The sequence below is a fragment of the Oryzibacillus soli genome, from assembly GCF_051594765.1.
Lineage (GTDB): Bacteria > Bacillota > Bacilli > Paenibacillales > NBRC-103111 > Paenibacillus_AR.
Genome location: NZ_JBPPGJ010000017.1, coordinates 40,718 through 54,857, shown reverse-complemented (window position 1 = coordinate 54,857; position 14,140 = coordinate 40,718). Strand labels below are relative to the sequence as shown.

The following is a 14,140-nucleotide window of genomic DNA, read 5'->3' as shown; positions in this document are numbered from 1 at the left end:
GAGCGACAGGACCGTACTTTATCCAGAATGCTCTCACCGGCCGATTCCTCCCGCCGCCGTCAATACCGGTAAGCCGGCCTTGCTCCGGCCGGTCCCGCCTGTGCCGCGGAGAAGCTTCAGAATCTCCGCCTTGGCCTCCGACAGGGCTGCATCCGTGGCGATTCCGAAGCTGCGCGGCCTCGATAGAGGCACCCGGAATTCCACAAGCTCGCGGATGGGAGCCTCATAAGCCACCAGCACCCGGTCCGACAAGAGCAGGGCCTCCTCCACGTCATGGGTGATGAAGAGGATGGTCTTCCGGTTGCGTTCCCAGACCTCGAGGAGCCACTCCTGCATCTCCAGGCGTGTGATGGCGTCCAGGGCGCTGAAGGGCTCATCCAGGAGCAGCAGCTCTCCGCCGCCCAGCAGTGTCCGCAGGAAGGAGACCCTCTGCCGCATGCCTCCGGACAGCTGATCGGGGAAGCGCATCTCGGTCCCCTGCAGCCCGAAGGACGGCAGCAGCTCCAGCACCTGCCGCTTGGCCTCCCGCTTGGACGTACCGGCCACCTCCAGGGCCAGGGCCGCATTCTCCCAGACGGTGCGCCATGGCATCAGGCAGTCCCGCTGGGGCATGTACCCCACCCGGCCCAGGCGAGTCTTCGCACTGCCGGCGGTGCCGTTCAGCTCGATGCGCCCCGCTTCAGGCTCCAGCAGCCCCGCGATGATGCGGAACAGTGTGGTTTTGCCCAGTCCGCTGGGGGCGAGGAAGGAGACGAATTCGCTTGCCCCGATCTCAAGACTCAGATCCTCGAACATGGGCGCCTCCGTCCCGAACCGGTAGGTCAAGCGGTCCACCGACAGCACCGGCCGCTCCTCACGGGGAGCAAGGTCCTCCGGCCGGCGCGTCACAACGGCCACTCCTCACGGCGGTAGGCCATGTCCCAGAACAGGTACTCGAACCGGGACGCCATGTTGAAGCGGTCCACAAGACCATCCAGCTCACGCTCGGGCAGTCCCTCCGCCAGCCGGTCCATCAGTTCGATGCACCATTCCGCCAGTTCGCCGAATTCGGGGGACGCATACATCATGACCCACTCCCCGTAGAGCGGATGATCCGCTGCACCCGGGTAGGCGTTGAACCGCGTCCCGATCTCCCAGTAGCTCCACATGCAGGGCAGGAGCACGGCGGTCAGCTCCGCCAAGGAGCCGCTTCCTGCCGCATCAAGCAGGTATTTGGTATAAGCGACGGTCGTCGGTGACGGGCGGGTGGCCTCAAGCTCTTCGCGGGTAACGCCGAACTTCTCCGCATATTGGCGGTGCAGCTCCATCTCCACGTTCAAGGTGTTGTCCAACAGCCGGGCGAACATGCCCATGGTTTCCAGATCACGGGCTTTGATGCTGGCCCAAGCGAATATTTTGGCGTAATCGATCAGATACACGTAGTCTTGCTTCATATAATAGGCGAACCGGTCCGGGGACAGGGTACCGTCCCGGAGCTCCGTCAGGAACGGATGCTTGTGGCTGGCCTCCCATATGGGCTTCGCCCGTTCGTAGAGCACTTGCGAGAATCGGGTCATACCGGATTGCCTCCTTCTGCTATGGTCCTATGAAACACATTCTTCCCCAGAAAAACGGAAAACCGTTATGAACGCGTCAAACGCCCGCCTTCGGCGTATTGCACCACTCCGCGATGAACCGGACCAGCACTTGGACGTAGCGCACCAGCTCCTCCACCTGCACCCGCTCATCCACCGCATGGGCATGCGCCAATTGGCCGGGCCCGTAGATGGCCGTCGGCACCCCCGTCCGTCCGATCCAGCCCGCATCGGTCACCGAGGGGCTCATCCCGACCTCCGGGCCGGTCCCCAGCACCTTGCGGTGGCTCGCCGCCAGCGCCGAGAAGCCCGGATGCGAGGGATCCAGCTCCAGCGAGGGGAAGATCTCCCCCCGCTCTTCGATCATGGATCGGCCGCCCCAGCGGAATTCCGGCGGGTGCTCGCGGAGCCAAGGATCGGCCATGGCGGCCCGATTCAGATGCTCCTCGATCTCCCGGGTTACGGTGGCGTACTCCTCATCCGGGTAGAAGTGCACCGTGATCCAGAGCGAGCATTCATCCGCGATGAAGGCAGCGTGGCGGCCGCCCTCGATCACCGCCGGATTGATGGTGTTGGAGCCGGGCGGGAATCCGGGGTAAGCCTTCATCACTGCCCAATGCCGCTCCAGGTCTTGGAGAGCCGCCACCAGCCTCATCATCTTCTCAATGGCGCTGGCCCCGAAGGTCCGGCCTCCGGCGTGAATCATTCGGGACCGCATCCCATCGTGATGGGTTACCGGGCTCCGGACCGTTACCCAGCCGGTGATGACGCCGCCCTGACCTTGGATGGCCATGGAGCTGGTATCCATGACCAAGGCGTAATCATAGCCTTCGGTGCAGCCCTTTTCGGTCACCGACCGGGTACCCGCCTCCCCGGCTTCTTCCCCGGTAACGCTGTGAAACTGCAGATCTCCGCCCAGCTCCACCCCGGCCTCCTTCAGAAGCTGAAGGGCGAAGAGGGCGGCGGCCATAGCCCCCTTCATATCGGCAGTGCCCCGGCCGTATGCCCAGCCGTCCTCTACAGTGATGCGGAAGGGATCCTTGGTCCATTCCCGGGGATCCCCCACCTCCGCCACGTCCATATGACCGTTCAGGATCAGGCTCCGGTACCTGGAGGAATCGCTCCCCTTGCGGGTCCCGACCACGATCGGATCCCCCGCATACAGCTCCCAAGCCTCCACCCGGAAGCCCAGCTCCTCCAGCCGGCCGGTCATCTCGCGTTGAGCCAGAGCCGTGTTCCGTGCCGGCGGACTGACCGTCGGGTACGACACCAGCCGGTCCAGAAGGGCCAGCAGCTCCTCCTGCCTGTTGGCCGCCTGATCCGCCGCCCACTCGATTCTTCTCTTCAGCTCACTGTCCACGCGCATCCTCCATTCTCCACTTCCCGGGCTGGGCATCCTGAACAGCAAAAAAACCATTCGAGAATAGACACGAATGGTGAGTTTTCGCTTCATTCTCTACGCCAGCATTACCTGGTTCAGATTAAACGGTCAGGAACATACGGTTCCAATCTCAGCCGGACTCTATCCAGCCCCCGCGAACATATTCAATTAGGTATTACTATAAAATATCTTCGCAAATTTGGCAATTCTTTTTCATTTGAGTTATTGTAATAAGTAACCATACATTCTTCATGGAAGGGAAGAGCGTTATGAGAGAAACCGCTTATTATCACAAAGCGTCCCTGTTTCTGGTGATAGCCGGCATAGTGGACGCCAGCTTAACCGATCTCGGTCTTCGATTGGGCCTCATTACAGAAGCCAATCCTCTGATGAGCCAGCTGTATCATTCCACCGTCGCAGGGTTTTATATCGTCAAGATTCTGCTCCCGCTCATTCTTGCCTGCATTCTGTTCCTCCGCCGCCCCTCCCGCTCCCTGATCAGCCTCGTCTCCGCTGCCGCCTTCATCTACGTCGGGATCTTACTGATGCACACCTATTGGACGCTCTCCACTCTTTATTGAAGCTTGAACACCTGGATGGTCCGGTTCAGCTGCGATACCATGTTCATCATTTCCTGACTGCTCTCCACCACTTCCTTGACGGAACCGGTCTGCTCTGACAGCGATGCGGACACCTGCTCTGTCGCCGCGGCGGATTCCTGGGTGATGGCCGAGATGGTCTCCATGCTGGAGGCTATATCCTTGGTCGACTTCAGCATTTCGCCGCTCTCCTTGGCGAAGGCGTTCATCTCCTGGGTGATGTATTGGATGCTGTCCACGATCTTACGGAATACCTGTTCAGTGTCTTCGATAGATTGAGCCTGGCGCTGGACGATGGACTCGTTAATCTCCATATTGGTCAGCACCTGCTTGATGCCCTTATCGATGTTATTGACCAGATGGAACACTTCCTTGGCGGATTGGGTGGACTGCTCAGCCAGCTTCCGTACCTCCTGCGCCACCACGCTGAAGCCTCTTCCGTGCTCGCCTGCGCGCGCCGCTTCAATGGAAGCATTCAAGGACAGCAGGTTGGTCTGCTCCGCAATATCCTTGATGGTCGAGGTGATCTTGCCGATGCCGTCGGCTTCCTTCGCCAGCTCGGAGATGGTGTTCGACACATTGGATGTGGCGATGACGTTGTGCTTCACGCTCTGTGCCTGGCTCTCCACGGCGGACATGCCCTGCTCCACCAAGCCCAGCGCCTCGGAGGAACGTTTGCTCATCTCACGGGTCGCAAGGGTATAGTGCTCCACCTTTTTCTCGATCTCCTTGACGGAAGAGAAGCTGGCCGCCACCCCTTCCGAGATCTGGCTGGCTCCCGTCGCCAAGTCGGACATGGAGCTGGCCACCTCCCCGAGAAGACGCTCGATGCCCTCGTTCTTCCGGTAGATCTCATTGCCGGCACCGGATACATGCTTGCTCATCCGCATCGTATCGTTCAAGAGCTCCTTGAGCTTATCCGTCATGCTGTTGAAGGAGCGGGACAAGAGACCCAGCGCATCATCCGACAGCGAATCCACCTTCTGGGTGAAATCCCCCTTGGCGATGTTCAGCGCCGCCCTCGACACATCGGCAATCGGCTCCGTCAGCACCCGTTCCAGCCAATTCACATAGGGGAAGCTAACCCCCATGAGGACCAGCAGTGCCAGCAGCCCGTAGATTAACGAGACACCAGAGGTCCACATCAGGACAATTACGATCAGACTGAAAAAGAGAACAATCGCATAATACCCGATTTGCAGCTTGACTTTAAAGGATTTGGAGCGAAACTCGTTCATCATCTTCCTCCTCTATTGGTAGTTAATATAGGAACAGACCCATGTACCAGTCGGCCAACCGGTCTCCGGCCATGAGGGCGAACAGTGCGCCGGCAGCAATAAACGGACCAAAGGGCATCCCCGTCTTCCGGTCCAGCCGTCCGGCCCCGATCAGAGCCATCCCTACCACGCTGCCCATGAGGGCGGACAGGAAGATGGTGATGAAGACCAGCTTCGTACCCAAAACCAGCCCGAGAAGCGCCATCAGCTTCACGTCTCCTCCCCCCATGCCGTGCTTGCCCATCCGCTCGAATACAAAGGAGATGACCCACAGCATTCCGCCTCCTAACAGGAAGCCGATAAGATAGGAGGAAGCCGGGAGCGGGTGGCTAACGAAGAGACGCAGCAGTCCAAACCACAGGATGGCCGGATACAGGAGAAGATTGGGCAGAAGGCGGTACTTCAGGTCACTGACCGTCAGCACAGCCAAAAGCGATACCAGGGAATAGGCAACCGCCCATTCCCGATGATCAGCAATAGCGAAGGGAAGAATGGCGAACAGGATCCCTGTCGCCAATTCCCCCGCCGGATATACCTTGGATACAGGAGTGCCGCAATATCGGCAGCGCCCCCGCAACAGAAGCCAGCCCAAGACCGGAATCAGGTCCAAGGGGCTTAGCCGGTGCCCGCAGCATGGACACGCGGAAGGCGGACGGATTACCGATTGTCCCGCCGGTAGGCGCAGCCCGGCTACGTTGAAGAAGGAGCCGAAGGACGCGCCTACTGCGAACAGGAAGACGGCCCCCGGAATACTCGTCAGAAGCACCGGCCAATCCACCATTCTACATCTCCGCCTTCTTCGGAAGCTCCCGAATGGTGGAATTGGATGCCAGCTTGTCCTCCAGCCATGCCATCAGCTGCTTAAAACCATCCAGCGTGATATTAAGCTGCTGGCGCTGGTTCTCTTTGTTGGCACACTCGATGGAGATCCGGTTCTCGCTTTCTGTACAGATCACCAAGAAGCTGTTCAAGTCCCCATTCTGATCTTCCGTCCAATTGCACATGTAGCTGCTGGTAAAGTTCTTCACGTTGTTGTTCCTCCAGTTTAAGGTTATGACCTTGCTTGCGTCGTCGTTCGGCATGCTCACAGATTCCTGCCGGTTGGAGCTCGTCTGCGCAACGGGCACGCTCTCCGTGTCCGTCATCAGCATCGTCAGCTCCTGCAGATCATCCAGGGATAGATCTTCCTCCCCATCCCCTGAAGGCTCAAGGTCCGTGCTAAGCTCAGGCTCCAGTACGGACTCCTGTACGGGCTCCAACTCAGCCTCCTGCTCCATGCTGATGTTCATCAGCAGCTCCTTCTCTTCTCCCGTAAGCAGGGAAACCGTTTCGGGCGCTTCCAGATCCATTACATTCGGAAGCGGGAGCTCCGTGCTATCCAGTGTCATGACTTTATGGACAGGGTCCTGCATAGGCACCGACAACACATCCGGGAGCGATTCTATCTCCTGCTGCATCCGCTGCTCCTCTACGGGCTCCGCGGCAGGCTCCATAATAGCCTCCGGTGTCTGAACCTCCAGCTCCGGCATATCCGTAACGGCAGCTTCTACAACCTCTGCAACCTCTTCGACAACCTCATCTACAATTTCTGCAACCTCTTCAACTACTTCTGCGACAAATGTCTCCGCTACGACCTCCTCCGCGGCGGGCTCGGTTACAGCCACCGCCTGTTCTTGAATCGGAACTTGCTGCTCCTCCGGTTCTTCCGCCGCCGCTTCCTGTACCTGCTTGGGGAACTGCAGCACATTCGGCACCGCCTCTTCTACGATCGGTGCCGGTGCAGGCTCCGTCCGCTTCGGCGCCGGAGCGGGCGCCTTGGGAATGGCATACTTGCGGATGATCTCATTGACCCGGTTCGGCTTGAACGGCTTCATGACATATCCGTTGGCGCCGGCCTTCAAAGCGTCGGATATAAGATCCTGCTGGCTCATGGCCGAGCAGATCAGGACGGTGACCTCAGGGTCAATCTTGCGCATTTCGCGCATCGCTTCGATACCGTCCATCTCCGGCATCGTGATATCCAGCATGACCACATCCGGACGCAGTTCGACAAATTTCTCCACCGCCTGCCTTCCGTTATCCGCCTCTCCCACCACCTCATAGCCGAATTGCTTCAACATGTCCGTAAGCATTTTCCGCATGAACTTCGTATCATCTACAACCAGAATCCTGTATGACATGGATCTTCTCCTCCTTTACTGATAAGTAATTTCCTTCACATACACTGAGATGTTTGGAGTAATTGGTATCCCTATCGGCGGATTGGTATAGAGCGAATTATCGTAGATTACCTTCAATCTGGACCGATCCTCCGGCAAAGAGGTTTGATTAGCCGAGAAGAAATACCCGGAACTGGGGTGAGCTACCGTTCCGGCCATGCTGGTTTTGGAGGCATCTCCTTTGACCGCATTCAATTCCACATTTTTGCCGTGAATGCCGCCCCGAATTTCGAGCTTGGACAGAACCCCATAGAGGGATAGGTCTTCGAGTCGGGAATATAAGAATGCTCTGACTTGAGTGCTCGATTGATTGTCGGACATGATGATTCTTCGGGATGCAGCAAGGATGACCGGCCGGTCCGTACCCTGGTTGATCGAAGTCATCTCCTTCAGCTCAACATTCCCGTCTACGAATATGGAACCGTTCGTCACGTTCAGATTGCCAATGATCTTCAGATCTCCATGCACAAACAGATTGCCGTTCAAGGTGAAATTGGTCAGTGTGGTATTCCCCTCCACAGCCATGGATGCGCTGCGGTTTACCAGATTCACAGACCCCGTCAGATCAGCCGCAACGAGATGCGGGTCGGGAGTCTTCACGTAAATGCTTCCGTTCTGCATGGTGACGTGGGTGGCTTGGGTATCGCTAACCTTGTTGATCGTCAGCACACCCTCGTTAAGAATCAAGTTGCCGTTGACCTGAAGATCTCCGGTCACATCCAGCCACTGCTCGTCGTATAGCCGGCTTACGGGGATCGTGGGCTGTCCATTCGATGCCCCCGCTTTATAACCGCCGAACTGTTCCGCGTCCATGGTTTCAGTGGCCGTAGCGGATAATTGACCAAGCCGTATGTCGTCAACCTGTTTACCAACGTAGGCTTCTACGTCAATGTCCTGGTCAGGGGTTAAGTTCCGGTCTTCGAAGGGCTTGTAGGAGCCGGAAAACAGAGTCGGGGCAAAGGGTGTTAAGGTGTTATTCAAGTAATAGGAGCCCTGTGCCCGGATGAAGCCCCGGATCGAGGGGAGGTCACTGCTAATAGTGTACGAAGTGCCCGGCCCCTTAACGAAGGATGCCACATTTCCGACACGGATGTCTCCGCAAGGAGCCGGACATCCCGACGGAATGCGGGCCAACACGTCTCCGGTAATGGCGGTAGCGCCTTGCAGTTTGAGATTCCCGGCTGCTGAGAGAGGATAGCGGAATACAGGCTGTATGCTGCTAACGTAGACCTTCATCCGCTTCGTCACCGTCCGGTTCGGCCGGCCGTTGCCGGTATGTCCCGTGGAGGTGACAATAACCTGATGAACATACGGATCATCAGGAAATGGAACAACGACGCCCAGGTCATTCGGGTTCCGAATGACCTGGGTGCGGCTGGCCGCATCCAGAGAGGTGTCGAGAGAGAAATCAACCTTGTAATCACCAACGGATGTTTCAACGGAATAGATGCCATCATTCGATGTTCCATCAGCACGGTCAATGTTCTCATTCAAATTCGTCTCGACGTTTGCCACTTTGCTCCGATAATTCAGGGTACTGGCATTGCCTTCCTTTACTGCATTCTTTATCAGTGCCAGGGCTTCGTCAAGGCCCTTTTGAGCTAACATATCCGCTTGGATCTCCGCTTCGGAGGACGCCGAATTAATGAATCCGTTACGAACCACATTCAACATAACCAAACCGATAATCGTCATCATCACAACCGCCAGAAGGGCGATGACCAAGGCCGCGCCCTGTTCATTATGGATCGGGTTCTGTGGTGTACGATTGCTGCTAGGCAGCCGACTCATAAGCCGCTCCTTTCTTACTCACTGCGGAATAATGGGATTTTACGTTTCACCGAAAGAGCAGTGTCCTCGGTTCCAGTGGTTCGGTTGGCCGGAGATCCTGAGAAGTCAATCTGAACCTCGAAAACATCGGTAATATTGGGGTTAACCACGAAGCTACCAGCCATTTTGAAATTCTGCCCGACCATCTTGATTTCTCTCATGCCCGCTGCCGAGCCTTTCTTCGGCATGAGCAAGGAATCATTGCCTGTAGCTACCGAATTGAACGTTACCTCGTATGCATCAATATAATTGGTTTGCTCGTCACCGGGGGCTGCACGTTTGATCAGACGGATACTTTTATAAGTGCGGTCTCCATTTGGAGCTATATTCAACGGTGTACCGACTCCCTGTACATATATTCCGTCACGCACACCATCCACCAGTTGACTAAACACCAAATTGGCTTGGTTCCGAAGCTGGGTTTCCGTCGTTACCCGCTTATACATCGTGACGCCCATTAGCAGAAAAGCATATAAAATGGAGGAGATCATAGTCATGATGAGCAGGCCGGCCAAGAGCTCTATTATGGTCATGCCTCTCTCATCTTGATGAATGGAAGAGAGCTTCCTCTTGAGTCCGGAGAATCGGATCACGGTGCATCCCCCTTCCGAATGTAGGATTCTAGAAAGGTGGACATTGCACCGGAGGGTGTTGCAGTTTCAGCCGCCGTCCAATAGACAGTAACTTTCATAGAGATCAGGTAATCAGTCAAATCGGTTGAAGGAACCATTTGGTCCTCCATACTCAGGTTCCGTCCCTCATCCTTGTCGTCTATCTCCAGGTTATAGTGATATACCGTGCCGTTAATGGCAGGAGTTGGGCTTAAATCGATGTAGTTCGGCCCAAACAACGGCGCTACCCCCGCTGAAGACATGAGCCCCGATACGCTGTTCGACGTCAGTTTCACGTAATGGGTATTTGCATTGAGAAACGGCTCCAGAAGTTCGTACTTTGTGCTCTCCTGGAATACCTTCCTTATCTCCGCCACCTTCAATCGCGCCAGGTTGGCCGCAATGACCCTGCGGCTTTGATCCGCCGATTTCTCCATCGCTGACATGAAGTACCCCATCAGGGTGGCGGTTATGAAGGCCATAATCGTGACGGCAATGAGAATCTCCACCAAGGAGATCCCCCGTTCATCACGGATGAGCCGCAAGCGGGACACCGAATGCAAGGGGAATCTCCTCCTTCCCGTGTTAGTATCGGTTCTGGTCATAGAAGATTTGGACCGGCAGCTCCTTCACTGTTTCGAAGGTTAAGTCAGGGTATTGTCCGTTCTCGAAGGTTTGAACCAGCTTGACCTTGACCATTACCGGGGTGCTGCCGTTGTTCGGCGATTCGACCGACACGGTAATGTTGTTGGACTTCAGATCCTTCCAGTCATCATCGCCGATGGCGTATTTAAATTGAGACAGCTTCACTGCCGGCTTGCCGTAGGCTCCGTCTATGACCGTCTCGTAACCGGATACGGATACGCGAACCGGCTTGTTCGAGATGGTTCCCGCTGGCACACTGCTTGTCAGTGTAGCATCCGGCCCTGTATTGACGAAGATATAGCGAGTTTCGACATTCGAAGTCAGACCGACGCTGTTCGTTGCGGTGAACTCCAGCTTATGCCATCCATTCGACAGTTCCGGGCGAAGGGTAACGGTTTGAGTCTGTCCCTCCGAGGAATAGTTACTCTCCGTCCAGCTTCCTGCCCCGTCCAAGCGATACTTGATTGAGGTGATGGAAGAGACATCCTCCTGAGCGGTAATCGTAAACCGGGGGTTACTCACCGTGACCACCAGCGGATCCCCGTTCGGTATCTTCTCATCGGCATCATTGATATCGAAGCTTAAAACCGGTGCCGTGGAATCCACCGTCAAGGTACCAGTATAGTTTTGAACTTGGCCCACAGAGTTGATCGCCTGAATATAGATCGTGTATTGTCCGTTGCTTGTCCGGCCATTGAAATTGTAATCCCGGAATCGGGGAGTGATCGTTTCCTTCATTTTCGTACCATTGAAGCTTTCCTCATGCACCCATGGCTCCGAGAAGCCTGCAAAGTTGTAACGGATCGTCTTAATCTCCGTCAGGTTCTCCTCGGCCGAGATGGTCATCGTAGGATTGCCGGTTCTATCATTCGTGTCATAGGCGAAGCTGATCTCCGGCGGATTCTCTACGTAGAAATCGAAGGGGATCACTTGGCTGACCAGTCCGACCGTGTTCTTGCCTTGAACCGAAACGGTATGCTTACCTGCCGCTGCATTCGGATCACTGATATAGTCGCCCAGCTTGAAGCTCTGGGTAACCGTACGAAGCTTGTCAGCGGAATAGTCCTTATTCTGATTGACCCAACCCTTATTCTCGAATTGATACTGGGCGGTCTTGATGAAGCTGTAATCCTCATTGACCTTCAGGGTTACTGTCGGATTCGGATCTGTGGTAATCTTGTATCTCGGATGCTGGACGGATCCGGAAATCGTCATTTCCGCCGTCGGTGGCGTCTTATCCAGGAAGTTCAGATGAATCGGATCGCTGATCGGGGTCGTCATATGGACGCCATCGACCGTGTAATCCACTAGACCTTCCGGGAATTCATGAATGGCGGGTTCCCCTTCATAGACCAGCCATACATCCTTACAGACGCTGACTCCACGGTTGCTGTATGGAATATTGTCGAAGGGAATGCTTAACTCGCCGTTGGTTAACGTGGTCCCTCGGTTGATTTCTTCGTTCCCATTGACATCTTCGCTTGCGAGCTTGTAATTACTCGGCAGATGATCCTTATGAGTGACGGAGATGGCTTCAACAGAAGGCTCGATTCTCCGTGTGATTTCATTAAAGGCTGCCTCCAGCTCTTGGGAGTTCTTGGCCTCAAAATAATCGGATGGCGTGGAAGCCAGCGCCTTCAGGAGCGGAATATCGATGCCGTCGGCTCCTTCCTCGGCCAGACCGATCGTGAAGACGTTGATGCCCATCTGCTTAAGCACAGCGGCATGTGCCATGGCATCCTTAGCACCGGTGTCCCGGCTGCTGATGTTCTTGTCCGTTGCTTCATCGAAGGCATAGTTGGCATAACCGTCGGTCAGAAGGATCAGGTTCGGGGTCACTTCCGAAGGGCGGTTTAGGCTGCTGACCCGTCCTGTGACCGGATACCCGTATACCTCAAGCTCCATCAACGTATATCCCTTACCCGTATTGTTTCTCTTCGTGGCCTCTACCTTAATGTAACGGGCTGTCTTCGGAGAAGAGTCGCTGATGTTGAAGGTATCCATATTGCCGTCCCCGCCGGTCTTGGTGAACAGGCTGGTATAGCTGGATCCGTTCTCCGACGTCTTGATCGTATAATCCTTGGCATAGTAAGTGGCATCCCACTGCAGGGCAATCCGGTCCAAGCTGTAGGAGGCTCCGAGATCCACCTCGATCCACTCGCTGTTGGTCGAATTGCTGACCCAGGAGGTGGAACGGTTCCTGTCCACTGCATTACTTCCAGTACCACTGGAAGCCCTCACGGTCTTGCCTCCAGACAGCAACATCGAGCCTTTCAACATATTCTCGCCTTGTGTCAAGCCATGATCGATGTTGGTGCTGTTGCCCGACGTGAAGCCGTTGATTACATTGTCTACATCCGTGAAGTTCTGGGTGAAGTTCCGCATGGTTGTAGCCCAAGTGTTAAACTGCACAACACCGATTCGGTCCTGTGCCCCCGCCGCATTCGAACTCGCGAAATTCCGGGTTACAATCTTAGAGGCTGTCTTCAACGCTTCCAAACGTTTCTTCGTGCTGCCTAAGGATACCGGATCATTCATACTGCCTGAGGTGTCCAGCACCATGACCAGATCGATATTCGGCCTCTTCGCCTCACCCTCCGGCTTCAAGCAGTAGGACACCTTAAAGGGCTTCCCGATCTCGATATTGGTTTGGTCTGTGCTGCGGCTCCCGACGAGATGATAATTTCCGCTAAGCGCATGGGATACACCAGCCGGAAGCATTCCCAAGAGCAGGGCAGCCGCTGTTCCGGCGGATACCGCCCGTTTGATTCCCTTGACGTTCATGCAGTTACACTCCCTTCTACTTCTTCATATGATTCAGGATGTTCAAGACTTTGAAGGCTTCCGCTCTGGCCAACGAATGGTCCGGCTTGAAGGTTCCGTCTTCATACCCGTTAATCAAGCCGGCATCGGATACGGCCTTAAGGGCTTTCTTTTCTGTCTTACTCAACTGCTCTGCGTCCGTGAAGGTCTTGTTAGCAGCCGGATAATTCATCTGGTATTGCTGTAGTGTATTGGCCAGGATCTGTGCCATCTCCAGACGGGTGATGGCTTCATCCGGGCGGAAGGGTTGTTCTTCGGCCGGAGCAGTCAGGAGGTGGTTAGCCAAAGCTGCTGCAATTTCATTCTTAGCCCAATGCTTCTCCAGATCGGAATAGGCACCGGAAACCGTATTGCCGGCAGGGAGGCCCAGGATCCGGACCAGAAGGGCCGTAAATTCGGCACGGGTTAACGTCCCATCCGGGTTGATGGTTCCATCCTCATACCCTTTGACGACCTTGCGGATCAGCAGCTCGCGGATGTAGACCTCCGCCCAGTGTCCCTTGACGTCCTTGGGAAGCGTGATTCCACTGAATACTTGGGGAAGAGCCGATGCAGGCTTCACCGCTACTTGAGAAGATGAGCTCTCTACTCCCAATTCGCTCAGATCCACGCCGTAGGCACTGATCATGCCGTCGGACGGAATGCTCCCGGAGCCTGTGCTCTTGGATTCCGCATCTGTGGGGATATTGGCTCCCCAAGGAGCAATGCCCAGGTAATCCACCTTACGGAAGTCAGATTGGGAGGCGCTTGAGAAATAATTCGGAATATAGCCATCTTTATCCGTCGAGGCAAAAGCCACCCGCCCCTGCGGGTCCAGCCAAAGCTCGTCCCACGTGGTCTCCAGATCGGAGCCGTTACGGACCATCATTCCCGTCCAGATTCGGATTCTTGCGCTGATATTCGGGTGAGACGGATTGTAATAGGTTACGACTGCATAAGGCTCCAACGATAAGGAATCGCCGTAAGCCAGCTTCTTCAGATCGAAGGTGAGCGATTGATACATCTTCTCCCGCTCTGCAGCCGGCAATCCCTTGGTGCCTTGGAGCCAGGTCGTTACCGTACTTGCATAGGTGCTTGCGGCAGCGCCTTCAACGGCATAAGCAGATGGGACGACGGCGGACAACAGAGTGGCTGCAGCCAGGAGGGTCATCGCTTGTGTTCTGAACCAGGTTGGTTTCAAT

At 55.6% G+C, this 14,140-nt stretch carries 11 protein-coding genes and 1 pseudogene; 1 reads left to right on the top strand and 11 read right to left on the bottom strand.

Translation table 11 applies throughout. The features are described from left to right. Nucleotides 1-33: 33 nt before the first annotated feature. The 3 genes from ACSEXW_RS21185 to ACSEXW_RS21175 all read right to left on the bottom strand — a co-directional run bounded on the left by ACSEXW_RS21185 (nt 34) and on the right by ACSEXW_RS21175 (nt 2,940). Nucleotides 34-795, bottom strand: coding sequence for an ABC transporter ATP-binding protein (locus tag ACSEXW_RS21185; RefSeq protein ID WP_438448257.1), 762 nt, complete (start codon nt 793-795; stop codon nt 34-36). An 89-nt stretch (nt 796-884) separates the two neighbouring features. Further along, nucleotides 885-1,556 (bottom strand): thiaminase II, encoded by a 672-nt coding sequence (gene tenA / locus ACSEXW_RS21180; RefSeq protein ID WP_438448169.1) that lies wholly within the window; start codon nt 1,554-1,556, stop codon nt 885-887. 76 nt (nt 1,557-1,632) lie between these two features. Then, the gene (locus tag ACSEXW_RS21175) at nt 1,633-2,940 is read right to left on the bottom strand and encodes an acetylornithine deacetylase (RefSeq protein ID WP_438448168.1); all 1,308 of its coding nucleotides are present in this window, start codon (nt 2,938-2,940) and stop codon (nt 1,633-1,635) included. A gap of 284 nt (nt 2,941-3,224) precedes the next feature. Between ACSEXW_RS21175 and ACSEXW_RS21170 the strand changes: the two genes are divergently transcribed. Then, nucleotides 3,225-3,536: a DUF5658 family protein gene (locus ACSEXW_RS21170; RefSeq protein WP_438448167.1), complete on the top strand. Its 312-nt coding sequence runs from the start codon at nt 3,225-3,227 to the stop codon at nt 3,534-3,536. Here ACSEXW_RS21170 and ACSEXW_RS21165 read toward each other — a convergent pair. The 8 genes and pseudogenes from ACSEXW_RS21165 to ACSEXW_RS21130 all read right to left on the bottom strand — a co-directional run bounded on the left by ACSEXW_RS21165 (nt 3,530) and on the right by ACSEXW_RS21130 (nt 14,139). Continuing rightward, complete coding sequence (locus ACSEXW_RS21165; RefSeq protein WP_438448166.1) at nt 3,530-4,792, bottom strand: methyl-accepting chemotaxis protein; 1,263 nt, start codon at nt 4,790-4,792, stop codon at nt 3,530-3,532. The genes ACSEXW_RS21170 and ACSEXW_RS21165 overlap by 7 nt on opposite strands. Before the next feature lie 22 nt (nt 4,793-4,814). Beyond that, on the bottom strand, nt 4,815-5,612 hold the full coding sequence (locus tag ACSEXW_RS21160) for a prepilin peptidase (RefSeq protein WP_438448165.1): 798 nt from the start codon (nt 5,610-5,612) through the stop codon (nt 4,815-4,817). A 1,048-nt stretch (nt 5,613-6,660) separates the two neighbouring features. Beyond that, a pseudogene (locus ACSEXW_RS21155) lies at nt 6,661-7,011 on the bottom strand (response regulator); the annotation flags it as partial. Between the two features lie 15 nt (nt 7,012-7,026). Next, entirely contained in the window at nt 7,027-8,841 is a 1,815-nt protein-coding gene (locus tag ACSEXW_RS21150; RefSeq protein WP_438448164.1) for a hypothetical protein, read from the bottom strand. 14 nt (nt 8,842-8,855) lie between these two features. Further along, nucleotides 8,856-9,473 carry a prepilin-type N-terminal cleavage/methylation domain-containing protein gene (locus tag ACSEXW_RS21145; RefSeq protein WP_438448163.1) on the bottom strand — a complete coding sequence of 206 codons (618 nt, stop codon included), beginning with the start codon at nt 9,471-9,473 and terminating at the stop codon, nt 8,856-8,858. Continuing rightward, a complete protein-coding gene (locus ACSEXW_RS21140) occupies nt 9,470-10,045 on the bottom strand; it encodes a type IV pilus modification PilV family protein (protein ID WP_438448256.1) in 576 nt (191 codons plus the stop codon). Before ACSEXW_RS21140 ends, ACSEXW_RS21145 begins: the two co-directional genes overlap by 4 nt. Before the next feature lie 31 nt (nt 10,046-10,076). Then, a complete protein-coding gene (locus ACSEXW_RS21135; RefSeq protein WP_438448162.1) occupies nt 10,077-12,920 on the bottom strand; it encodes a discoidin domain-containing protein in 2,844 nt (947 codons plus the stop codon). A gap of 16 nt (nt 12,921-12,936) precedes the next feature. Then, the gene (locus ACSEXW_RS21130; RefSeq protein ID WP_438448161.1) at nt 12,937-14,139 is read right to left on the bottom strand and encodes an S-layer homology domain-containing protein; all 1,203 of its coding nucleotides are present in this window, start codon (nt 14,137-14,139) and stop codon (nt 12,937-12,939) included. Nucleotide 14,140 lies beyond the last annotated feature (1 nt).